The 11,277-nt window shown below is 68.2% G+C and carries 9 protein-coding genes; 5 read left to right on the top strand and 4 right to left on the bottom strand.

The window, feature by feature from the left end; genetic code table 11:
* Positions 1-1,099: 1,099 nt before the first annotated feature.
* The 3 genes from DESTE_RS07420 to DESTE_RS07410 all read left to right on the top strand — a co-directional run bounded on the left by DESTE_RS07420 (position 1,100) and on the right by DESTE_RS07410 (position 4,965).
* On the top strand, positions 1,100-1,378 hold the full coding sequence (locus DESTE_RS07420) for a hypothetical protein (RefSeq protein ID WP_035066520.1): 279 nt from the start codon (positions 1,100-1,102) through the stop codon (positions 1,376-1,378).
* Between the two features lie 65 nt (positions 1,379-1,443).
* Positions 1,444-4,476: a heavy metal translocating P-type ATPase gene (locus DESTE_RS07415; RefSeq protein WP_035066519.1), complete on the top strand. Its 3,033-nt coding sequence runs from the start codon at positions 1,444-1,446 to the stop codon at positions 4,474-4,476.
* A 51-nt stretch (positions 4,477-4,527) separates the two neighbouring features.
* Positions 4,528-4,965 carry an HMA2 domain-containing protein gene (locus tag DESTE_RS07410; protein ID WP_035066517.1) on the top strand — a complete coding sequence of 146 codons (438 nt, stop codon included), beginning with the start codon at positions 4,528-4,530 and terminating at the stop codon, positions 4,963-4,965.
* 24 nt (positions 4,966-4,989) lie between these two features.
* On the opposite strand, the gene DESTE_RS07405 is transcribed toward DESTE_RS07410, so the two are convergent.
* From DESTE_RS07405 to DESTE_RS07390, 4 genes are all read right to left on the bottom strand, one after another.
* Complete coding sequence (locus DESTE_RS07405; protein ID WP_035066515.1) at positions 4,990-5,301, bottom strand: Ada metal-binding domain-containing protein; 312 nt, start codon at positions 5,299-5,301, stop codon at positions 4,990-4,992.
* A gap of 147 nt (positions 5,302-5,448) precedes the next feature.
* The gene (locus DESTE_RS07400) at positions 5,449-6,729 is read right to left on the bottom strand and encodes an alkaline phosphatase family protein (protein WP_035066513.1); all 1,281 of its coding nucleotides are present in this window, start codon (positions 6,727-6,729) and stop codon (positions 5,449-5,451) included.
* A 430-nt stretch (positions 6,730-7,159) separates the two neighbouring features.
* Entirely contained in the window at positions 7,160-8,458 is a 1,299-nt protein-coding gene (locus DESTE_RS07395; RefSeq protein ID WP_198015384.1) for a homoserine dehydrogenase, read from the bottom strand.
* A gap of 31 nt (positions 8,459-8,489) precedes the next feature.
* Positions 8,490-9,674: an aminotransferase class I/II-fold pyridoxal phosphate-dependent enzyme gene (locus DESTE_RS07390; protein WP_035066512.1), complete on the bottom strand. Its 1,185-nt coding sequence runs from the start codon at positions 9,672-9,674 to the stop codon at positions 8,490-8,492.
* Positions 9,675-10,117: 443 nt separating this feature from the next.
* On the opposite strand from DESTE_RS07390, the gene aroL reads away from it, so the two are divergent.
* Both aroL and DESTE_RS07380 read left to right on the top strand, forming a co-directional pair.
* Positions 10,118-10,651, top strand: coding sequence for a shikimate kinase AroL (gene aroL / locus DESTE_RS07385; protein WP_035066510.1), 534 nt, complete (start codon positions 10,118-10,120; stop codon positions 10,649-10,651).
* Between the two features lie 176 nt (positions 10,652-10,827).
* The gene (locus DESTE_RS07380; RefSeq protein WP_012612540.1) at positions 10,828-11,250 is read left to right on the top strand and encodes a universal stress protein; all 423 of its coding nucleotides are present in this window, start codon (positions 10,828-10,830) and stop codon (positions 11,248-11,250) included.
* Positions 11,251-11,277 lie beyond the last annotated feature (27 nt).

Genomic DNA, 11,277 nt, shown 5'->3' with positions numbered 1-11,277 from the left:
CGGAGTGGCCGGGCAGGTGGGCTGCCCGACTGCCGGGCAACCGGTCCGGCGCTCCGGCGTCAGCGTGGCGGACGGGTTGATGGCGGATTTCCCGAAGGTGTGGCGGGTGCTCGCGGGCGGAGCGTGATGCGGATGTGTCACAATTGGAACGCGGAGCACTCTTTTTACGTCAGTCCATGTACTTTTTTTCTCATTTGCCCGGTTTTGCCTTGACTTGGCAGCCTGACGGGCGGAGCATGTCCTTGCACCGACCGGACGCTCAATGAGCGCCATGCTGCCGATGCATGCCGAAATCTCCGTTCTGCGCCCTGATCGCGCGGGAGGCCAGGCCATGCGAGCACGCCGAGTCCAGTCAGCCTTTCTCCTTCCTGTCTTCTACGCCCCCCGGACGCAGTCGCCTTGCCCGCTGGCCGTTTTTTCGCCCCGTTTCGCACCCGCGTGCGACGGGGCTGTTTCGTGTTCGTTCGTCACGTGGTCAGAAGACGTGCCGCCCCGGCGGCGCCCAGTAACGCGCCGCCGCGCCCTTCTCCAAGGGGCGGCGCAAACCCGGTGGACGACGGAAGCCGCCTGCCGATCCTGTCGGGCCAGGCCCGAGGAGGCACCATGAGTTTCGCGGATCTCGGTTCCATTGTCGTTGGCGTCATCGTGCTCGGACTTATTGGGTACTTCATGTATACCAAGGTATTGAAGCACTAATAACGCCTCTTTGCATCGACCCGGCCCACCGGCCAGCCCTGCCAGACCGACCGGCGTGACCTGCCCCGCCGATGCCATACCGGCGCCCTTCACCTGCGTGAAGGGCGCCGCTTTTAGTTGTGTAAAGAGACCGGTGGGTTGAAGTTGATCGTGATAATCAGGCACAAAATTCAAAAAATATTGTCACGATCTGGTGACGGATGCTAGCGTTGGCAGACCTGCATTTTCCGCCTGCCCCGGTCGACTTTGGTCGAACGGGTCGGGAGCAGAATGTTGACAGCGATTTTCAATATCAACTAAGGTGGCGCTTCCCGCGCGGCACAGGGCTGGCGAGGATGGCTGCCGGGCATTGGCCGCATATGGGCCGGACGCGTGACGACGCACTCATCACAAGGAGACGGGAATGAACGAGAACCTCAAGTACGGGCTGTATTTCGTGGGCGGCGTGGCGCTGGGCGCCCTGGGCGCGGTGATGCTGGGCCGGGGCAAGTTCGACATCCGCCCGGCCATGGCCGACCTGCTGAGTCACGGCTTTGACCTGAAGGACAAGGCGTCCGCCTACGCGGAAACCGTGCGGGAACACATGGAAGACATCGTGGCCGAGGCGGAACACGTGCACAAGCAACGCAAGGACGCCGCCGAAGCCGCCGCGCCCGAAGCTGCTGACGCCGCCAAGGCCTAGCTAGCCGGACCTGACCAAGCAGGCCCCGGATCACTCTCCGACCAAATCCGCTACGGACGAGGCGCATGGACTATCGCATAGCACACGAACTGCCGGGGCGCCTGCGCCTGCGCTGCGCCCCCGGTTCGTTTTCCCAGGACAGGGCGTATGACCTTGTGGCCCGCATCGTGGCCGTTGACGGCGTTGCGGAAGCGCACGCCACCGTCACCACCGGCAGCGTGCTGGTATGCTACGCCCGCCCCGCCGCGCGAGGCGAGGTGCTGGCCGTGGTGGGCACCTTTGTGGCCGGGGGCGCGCCGCGCCGTACGCCGGGCAGAAAGGCGGAAGCCGCCGAACACCACGCCGGAGCGCGAGGGGCATCCGATAGCGGCGGCAGGGCCGACAGGGCCGACAGGGCCGAGGCCCAGCCTGATGCCAGATCCGGCGCCAAACCCGGAGCCGGGGGCGGCAAGGGGGCAGGCAGGGGGGCAGGCAAGGCTGCCGCTCCGTCCGCGACCGACAGCGGTCCCACCGTCGGACCTGCCCGTCGGGCACGCGGCCCCATGGGTGCGCACCTGCCGCCGGGGGCTCCCGGCATGGCCGGTTTGCGCGGAATGGGTGGCATGGCCCCTCACACCATGATGCCGGATGCTGCCGCCCTGTCGGCAACTGCATCGGGCGCAGCCGGGTTGAACGGGCTTGCCATGGCCGGCGCCGCACCCGGCGCGGGCGGTCTGGTCCGCTACCTGATCCTGCGTCCCTTCCTGCCGCGCATCGTGCGCATGGTTTCCGCCTTCTTCCGTGCGCTTCCCTTCCTGCTCAAGGGTGGGCGGTCGCTGGTCTCCGGTCGTCTCAACGTGGACGTGCTGGACGCTGCTGCGCTGGGCATTTCGCTGGCGCGGGGCGACTTCCGCTCCGTGGGGCTGATCACCGCGCTGTTCGCCGTGGGCGAGTTCCTGGAGGAATGGACCCGCAAGAAGTCGCGCGAAAGCTTGGCCGAAAGCCTGGCCGTGGACGTGGACACCGTGTGGGTGAAGCGTGGCGAGGCAGAGGTGCAGGTACCTCTTTCCGCCCTGGTGGACGACGACCTGGTCGTGGTCCGGGCCGGTTCGTCCATCCCCGTGGACGGTGTGGTGGCCGAGGGCGAGGCCATGGTCAACCAGACCTCCATGACCGGCGAACCGCTGGCCGTGGCCCGGCGTGCCGGGGCTTCCGTCTATGCGGGCACGGTGGTGGAGGAAGGCAGGCTGGACATCCGGCCCACCGGCGTGGGGTCCGCAACGCGCATCAACCAGATCGTGGGCTTCATCGAACGGTCGGAAGCCCTGAAGGCCAACGTGCAGGGCAAGGCGGAGCGCCTGGCCGACGCCATCGTGCCGTACAGCTTCCTGCTGGCGGGCGGGGTGTGGGCTGTCACCCGCGACGTGGCACGCGCCGCGTCGGTGCTGCTGGTGGATTACTCGTGCGCCATCCGCCTAGCCACGCCGTTGGCCATCCTGACCGGCATGCGCGAAGGCGCGCGCCACGGCGTGCTCATCAAGGGGGGCCGGTTCATCGAAGGGCTGGCCGGGGCCGACACCGTGGTCTTCGACAAGACGGGCACCCTTACCGAGGCGCGGCCCCGCGTGGCCGAGGTCATTTCGTTGAACGGGCATGGCCGCGACGACGTGCTGCGCCTGGCCGCCTGCCTGGAAGAGCATTTTCCCCATCCCGTGGCCCGCGCCGTGGTGCGCAAGGCCGAGCAGGAAGCGCTGGACCACCAGGAAGAACACGCAGAGGTCGAATACGTGGTGGCCCACGGCATTGCCTCGCGCCTGCGCGGCAAGCGCGTGCTGGTGGGCAGCCGCCACTTCGTCCACGAGGACGAGGGCGTGCCCCTGGACGAATTTTTGCCCGTGGTCAACGAATGGGCGGCCAAGGGCTACTCCATCCTGCACCTGGCCATCGGCGGCAAGTTGGCGGGCATCCTGTGCATAGAGGACCCGTTGCGGACCGAGGCTGCAGCTGTGGTGCGCGGCCTGCGCGAGCAGGGCGTGAAGCGCGTCATCATGCTGACCGGCGACGGGCCGGTGACGGCGGCGGCGGTGGCTAACGCCGTGGGCGTGGACGAATGGCGCGCCCAGGTGTTGCCCGCCGACAAGGCCGACATCGTGCGGCAGTTGCAGGCCGAGGGCGGCAAGGTGGTCATGGTGGGCGACGGCATCAACGATTCGCCCGCCCTGTCCGCCGCCGACGTGGGCGTTTCCCTGCGCGACGGGGCCGACCTTGCCCGCGAAGTGGCCGATGTGGTGCTTTCCGGCAACGACCTTGCGGAGCTGCTGGTGGCCCGGCACCTGGCAAAGGCAACCCTGCGCCGCATCCACGTCAACTTCGGGTCCATCATGGGGCTGAACTCGGCCTTCATGGCCCTTGGCCTGGTGGGCCGGGCGCAGCCCGGCATGCTGGCCCTGCTGCACAACCTGACCACCGTGGGCGTGGCCCTGAACGCCATGCGGCCCATGCTGGGCAATGGCGCGGCGGAAGGACGGCGCGGTGCGGAGCGCACGCCGGGCGTGATGGCGCTGCCCGTTGGCGTGGCCGAAAGGGCAGGCGCTGGCCCGGCTGCCGGGGCGGTCGCTGCCGTGGTTTCGCCCGCCGCACGGGTTGCGGCAGGAGTTGCGGGAGCGGGCTCCGTCGTCAAGGCTGCGCTGAAGGCTACCGTGCAGGGCGCTGCCAAGGCGGTGGGTTCCATGGCCGGCAAGGGCAAGGCGGCTGACACGGCTCGTGCGGGTGGCGCGGCTGGTGTGACTGGCGAGTCTGACACCGGGACGCAGGGCAAGGCCCCTGCAAAGGGGGCGGCCAAGGCTGGCAAATCGGTCAAGACCGGCAAGTCGGGCACGACCGCCGGAGCGGCGAAGCCCGCGCGGTCCAAAGCCGCCGCAGCAACGGCGGAGGTGAAGACCACGCCGGAACGAACCGGCAAGGGTGGCGCAAAGGGCGGCAAGGCTCCGGCGGCGGTCAAAACCGCCGCGTCAGTCAGGTCCCCGGAAACCGGGTCCCCGGAACCCAAGGCGGCCAAAAGCAGGACCAGGGCCACCGGCAAGGCTGGCCCCAAGACTGGCGGCTCCGGCACGGCATAACGGACGCATCCGCAGCAGGGCCGCGCCCGGCGCGGCAAGGAGAGGTGGATCATGATCAGCAGTTTCATCGACGGCAGGGTACGCATCCGGTGCGATGCACTGCGCAATCCGGAGGCGGCCGCCGCCATCGAAGGCACCCTGCGCGAGACGCCGGGTGTGCTTTCCGCCACGGCCAACCCGCGCACCGGCGGCCTGCTGGTGGAATACGACCCGGATGCCGTGACGCAGGAGCAGTTGCTGGAAGCGGCCAAGATGCTGGAAGCGTTTGCCGCAGAGGAACAGAAGGCCCCGAAGAAGCCGTGCTGCTGTCGCCGCCTGACCAGGGCCGGGGCCATGCGTATTTCCAAGCGGGGCATGGCCGGGTCGCTGGCGGCGCTGGTGCTGTTCGGGCTGGCCGGACGCGAGCGGGCGCACATCGTGGCGGGCGGGCTGTTCCTGGCCTTCAATGCCTACCATCTGTATGCGTACCGCAAGCGCATCATGGCCTAGGCCATCCGGATTTGGCCGCAGTCCCTACGGCTTGCACACCTTGCAGGGGCGAAAACCCGCGTCCAGGGCTGCTTTCCGCGTGGCGAACACCGCCGTGCAGGCCTTGCACGCGTAGTAGGTGCAGCCCAGGCGGTGAAAGATGTGCGACTGCACGTTGCCATGGTAGGCGGCATTCTGCGCGGCCTGTGCGGCTGGTATGGACTGTGCGGAAAGGACGGCCACCGTCAGAACCAGCGTTGGGGGCAGCGCCAGCAGCAGGGTAAGCAGGACCGCCGCTGCGGCGCGGACCGCGAGCGGGTACGGGCCGTAACGGAAGAGTGACGGGGTAGCGCGCATACGGGCCTCCTTTGGAGTGGCCCTACCGCGAAGCGGGCATGTGCGCAACGGATCAAGAGTGAATGCATGGAAAAGGGCGTCCCACCGGGCGCTCTTTTTGCGTGTGATGCGGGGGAGACTGGTGCGAAGGCTCGCGCGTGGAGGGGGCTACGTGCCCCCCCTGTCCGTGTCGGCCAGCAGGATCAGGTCCAGCAGGGCGGGGCCGGAGGGAATGCGCAGGTCCGTGGCCGCGCAGGCGGCCTCGTCGAAGCGGGCGGCGGGATGCGGCAGGGCGCCCGGTCCGTGCAGCAGGAAGGGCACGGCGTCCGGGTGGTGGCGGCCATCGCCGCAGTGGGTCACATGGTCGCAGGTGACGCAAAGCAGGGCGTCGGGCCGGGCCGCGCGCAGGGGCGCGACAAGTTCCGCGTCGATGCGGGACAGCAGGGCGGATTTGGCGCGGGCGTCGCGGGCATGGGCGCACATGTCCGGGCCTTCCACATGGATGAAGACCACCGCGTGGTCCGCCAGCAGGGCAAGGGCCGTGGCGGCTTTGGCGGCAAGGTCGGTATCCGCGCCGCCGGTGACGCCGGGGATTTCGGGCGCGGCAAGCCCTGCGGCCAGGGCCAGCCCGCGGGCCAGGGGCACTGCCGCCACCATGGCGGCGGTGAGGGGCGCGCGGGGGAGCGTCGAAGAGGCGGCGGCGTACCGGGCGGAAAACGGCGGCAGGTCGGGGTGGTGACCGCACCCCCACGGCCACAGGGCGAGGCTGTGGGGGGCATCTGGCCCGGTGCTACCGGCAAGCTGCGCGTTGACCGCCGTGATGCGCGCGTGCAGGGCAGGGTGGTGTCGGGCGAGGTCGCGCAGGGCGTCGGTGGGGGATTGCCCGATGACGTCCTGCGGTCCGGCGGGGGCGAAGATGCCGCGCGCGGCGGAGACGGGCGTGGCGGGCGAGGAGGTGACGGGAGAGGACAGAGAGGCGGCTTGGCTGGCGTCGTCCCGTTCCACCACCGTGAAGCGAAACCCGCCGCCGTGGGCCGTAATGTAAGCCGGGGACGGGAAGGCCTCGCGCACGATGCGGGCAATGGTGTGTTCCGTGGCGGGGAGCAGCGTGGCGGCGGGGTCGGCCATGCGGCCATGGGCGTCCAGCGCCACCACGTTGCAGCGCCATGCCCTGTCGCGGGGGGCAAGGGGCAGACCGGCGGCCAGGGCTTCAAGGGGGCCGCGCGCGGCGGGGTGGCGCAGCGGGTCGTAGCCGAGCAGGGCGGGGATGCCTGCATCGGACCCGGCTTCCGCGCCGGTGGGGATGACCTGGCAGAGACCGGCGGCGCCGGTGGCGGCCAGGCGGTCGAGGGTGGGCGTGTGCGCGGCGGCCAGTGGGGTGGGCTGGCCGTCGCTGGCGGGCAGGTCGGCCATGCCGTCGAGGATGCAGATGATGCGGGGCGTGTGCATGGCGGAACTGGTGGTGGCGCTTGAGTTAGCGCAGACACGTTGCGAGCGGAATCCGCCTTTTGCCGCCAGACTGCGTTGCTTCAACGTTTTTGATGCTCACGCACGGAAGTGCGCTGCGCTCAAGAAACGTCGAAGCGCCTTGTCTGGCGACAAAAATCGTAATCCCTTGCACCGTGCCCGCACCAGCCATCCGCGTCGGAAGACCGACGCGGAGTATAAGGAAGAAAGACCGTTCATCAGCTCGAAAAGAAAACAAGAGAAAGGCCGGGAGAGTGCGTCGGGGGGAGGTATGGGCAAGCTGGGCCGCCGCCTCACTGCTCCTGTATCCCCAATCAAAAAGTTCTGGAGGGGATGGGGTGCGGGGAAGGGGAACCTCTTCCAAGAGGTTCCCCTTCCCCGCGAATTTATCCCTTTCCTGCCTTTTCAATCCTTACTGCAACACCCGGTAGCAGATGGGCGGCGCAAGTAGCAGCCCGGCCGCCTGCACCTGGGCAATGGCGCCTTGTATGGCGCTGGCCTTGGCGGCGTGGGTCATGAACACCAGCGGCACGCCCTGGGGGTGCTGCCCCTTCTGGATGGCCTGGGCGATGCTGATGGAGTGGTCGGCCATGGCCCCGGCCAGGTCGCGCAGCACGCCGGGGTTGTCCGGCACCATGGCGCGCACGTAGTAGCTGCTTTCGGCGTCTGCCGGGGGCAGGATGTCCGCGCGGGGCGGCACCTGGCGCTGAAAGCCGGTGTTGTGCGGGGCCGCGCCGCGCGCCACGGTCATCAGGTCGGCCAGCACGGCGCTGGCGGTGGGCAGGCTGCCCGCGCCCAGCCCGTGCAGGAACACGGGGCCCACGGCGTTGCCTTCCAGGCGGATGGCGTTGTATGCGCCGCCCACCCGGGCGATGAGGAAGGTGTGCTTGACCAGGGTGGGGAACACCCCGGCTTCCAGCCTGCCGTTCACTTCGCGTACCTGTGCCAGCAGCTTGATGCGAAAGCCCAGTTCGCGCGCGAACTCGATGTCCATGCGGTCGATGCCCGCAATGCCCTGCACGGGCAGTTCGGCGTAGGGGTAATCCATGCCGTAGGCCAGGCGGATCAGCAGCACCAGCTTGTGGGCGGTGTCGTGGCCTTCGATGTCCAGCGTGGGGTCCGCCTCGGCGTAGCCCAGTTCCTGCGCCTGCGCGAGGGCGGTGGCAAAGTCCAGGCCGTTGCTGGTCATCTCGGAGAGGATGTAGTTGGCCGTGCCGTTCAGGATGCCGACCAGCGAGCCGATGCGGTTGCCCGCCAGGCTTTCCTTCAGCGTCTGGACGATGGGAATGCCCCCGGCCACGCTGGCCTCGTGGTGCAGGCCCACGTTCTTCTGCTCGGCCAGGCGGTACAGGTCGTAGCCGTCTTCGGCCAGCAGGGCCTTGTTGGCGGTGACCACGTGCTTGCCCGCTTCCAGCGCGCGCTGGATGATGGCGTGGGGGGCCTTGATGCCGCCCATCAGTTCCACCAGCACGTCGATTTCCGGGTCGTCGGTGAGCACTGCCGGGTCGGCGGTCAGGGTTGCGCCCTGCGGCACGGGCCAGGCGCGCGGCTTGGCCAGGTCGCGCACCAGAATGGTCTTGATGACCATTTCACGCCCGGTGCGTTCGGTGATCCACTGGCGGTTCTCGTCCAGCACGCGGGCAAGCCCGCTGCCCACGGTGCCGAACCCTGCCATGCCTATGGTCAGGGGACGCAGCGGCTTCTGGGGCATGGGGCGTTTGCCGCCCGGCTTGTCGCTTTCGCTACCCACACGCCCTCCCGGAGAGCACCTTCTTGATGCCCTTCATGGCCTGCTTGGTACGGTGTTCGTTCTCGATGAGGGCGAAGCGGACGTGGTCGTCGCCGTGCGCGCCAAAGCCCAACCCCGGAGAAACGGCCACATGGGCTTCCTTCAGCAGCAGCTTGGAGAATTCCACGGACCCCATGGCGCGGAATTCTTCGGGAATCTGGGCCCACACGAACATGGTGCCCTTGGGCGGCGGCACGTCCCAGCCAGCGCGGCCAAGGCCTTCGATGAGCACGTCGCGGCGCTTGCGGTAGGTGTCCACGATTTCGGTCACGCATTCCTGCGGGCCGTTCAGGGCCACGGTGGCGGCAATCTGGATGGGCTGGAAGTGGCCGTAGTCCAGGTAGCTCTTGATGCGGGTCAGCGCGTAGACCAGGTCGCGGTTGCCCACGCAGAAGCCCATGCGCCACCCGGCCATGGAGTAGCTTTTGGACATGGAGAAGAATTCCACGCCCACGTCCTTTGCGCCTTCGGCCTGCATGAAGCTGGGCGGCATGTGGCCGTCAAAGGCCAGGTCCGCGTAGGCGAAGTCGTGGATGACGTAGATCTTGTGTTCCTTGGCGAAGTCCACGACCTTCTGGAAGAATTCCGGCGCGGCTATCTCGCAGGTGGGGTTGTGCGGGTAGCTGATGAACAGCAGCTTGGGCTGCGGCCAGGTCTGGCGGGTGGCCACCAGCAGGTCTTCGAAAAAGTCGCGCCCGCGCCCGATGGGAATGCGCCGCACGTCGGCCCCGGCAATGATGGGGGCATAGGTGTGGATGGGGTAGGTGGGGTCCGGCGCGAACACCACGTCGCCGGGCGACAGCATGGCCAGCGACAGGTGCGAAAGCCCTTCCTTGGCGCCCATGGTGGCCACGGCTTCCGTGTCCGGGTCCAGGTACACGCCGAAGCGGCGCATGTACCAGTCGCAGATGGCCTTGCGCAGGTTGGGGATGCCGCGCGACACCGAGTAGCGGTGGTTCACGCCCTTGCCCGATGCTTCCACCAGCTTGTCCACGATGTGCTGGGGCGTGGGGATGTCGGGGTTGCCCATGCCAAGGTCGACGATGTCCACGTTCTGGCGGCGCAGTTGCATCTTCAGTTCGTTCACCGTCGCAAAGACATAGGGAGGCAGACGGTGCATGCGCGGAAACTGATTCATGGCGAAGTTCTCCGTGTTTGAAACAAAAAGAGGCGGCAGCGCCGCCTCGAACCAACGGCGCAAGCCTGCGTCACCGAGCGGCGGTTGCCGCGGTGGCGGCCGCGGCGGTAGCGGCGGCGGTGGTGGCGATGGTAGCGGTCCGGTCGAGGTGGGACATGCCGATGACTCTTGTGGTGGAGAATGGCCGTGTATACATTGCGCGTGCGCCGCGTGCCGGTGCGCGGGCGTCTGGTAGACGCCGTGCACGGAACGGAAAGCCCCAACGAATGCCCCGGACAAACGGTCCGGGCAAGGTATTCTGACAGGCGGCGAGGCCACCGTGGGTTGCGGTGTCGGTGGTTTGTACTGCAAAAAAGAAATGCCGGTCAATACGCCTAGCTGCGATGAACATGACCTGGCTGCGATGAATGTAGACTGTTTGGCCGAACGGCGCCGGGGGAAGCATGAACGACGATACGCGGCACGCGCGGCGGGTGTACCTGGTGGGGCCGCGCGCCAGCGGCAAGACCACGCTGGGCAAGGCCCTGGCCGCCCGCGTCGGGTGGAATTTCGAGGATACCGACGCCACGGTGGTGGCCACGGCGGGCATGACCGTGGAGCAGATCGTGGAGCGCGAAGGCTGGGAAGGATTCCGGCGGCGCGAAACCGAGGCCCTGCGCGACACCCTTGGCCGTGACGGGCTGGTGGTGGCCACCGGCGGCGGCATGGTGCTGGCGGAAGAGAACCGGCGCATGCTGCGCGACGGGGGCTTTGTGGCCTACCTGTGCGGCAGCGTGGACATGCTGGCCGGTCGCCTTGCGCGCGACCCGCTGGCCGCCCAGCGCCCCTCGCTGACCGGGCGGCCCATTGCCGACGAGGTGGCCGAGGTTCTGGCCGCGCGCGAACCCCTGTACCGGGAATGTGCCCACGCGGTGCTGGACGCCGGGGATGACGTGCAGGCACTGGTGGCGCGGTTGGCTGGCCTGCTGGAAAAGTAGCACACGGGCTTCCCTGCGGACCGGGTGCGCACGTGCCCGGTTTTCCTGGGCCTTGGGCGGCGCCGGAGCGCCGCGCCCCCTTGCCATGCCCGCCCCCACGGGGGCATAGTGGCATACCCGCGCGCCGTGGCAGGGCGCGGCGGCCATGCCATCGCAGTGTTCATCGTGAGGTCGCCATGCAGATCCGCAAGATACTCGTTCCCGTGGATGGTTCCGACTACTCGCAGCGCGCGGCGGAATACGCCGCCGATTTTGCGAAGATGGTGGGGGCAGAGGTTGTGCTGCTCATCTGCCGCATGTCCATCCCCCCCATTCTCGGGCAGGTGGCTTACGACCAGGCCCGCAATTCGCTGGTGGCCCAGGCCGAGGAAGTGCTGGAACCCTGTCGCCGCCTTCTGCGCGAGCGCAACGTGCCCTTTGCCGACCGCGTGCTGGAAGGCAAGGTGGAGGTGGCCATAGTGGACGCCGCCGACTACGAACGCTGCGACCTGATCATCATGGGGTCGCGCGGGCACTCGGAACTGGAGGGGTTGCTGCTGGGCAGCGTCACCCACCGGGTGTTGCAGATGGCGTCGTGTCCTGTGATGGTCATCCGCTGACAAACATTTTCGGGCCCTTCGGGAGAG

Origin of the sequence: Nitratidesulfovibrio termitidis HI1 (assembly GCF_000504305.1) — a bacterium.
Taxonomy (GTDB): domain Bacteria; phylum Desulfobacterota; class Desulfovibrionia; order Desulfovibrionales; family Desulfovibrionaceae; genus Cupidesulfovibrio; species Cupidesulfovibrio termitidis.
This window is presented reverse-complemented; position numbering and strand designations above follow the sequence as displayed.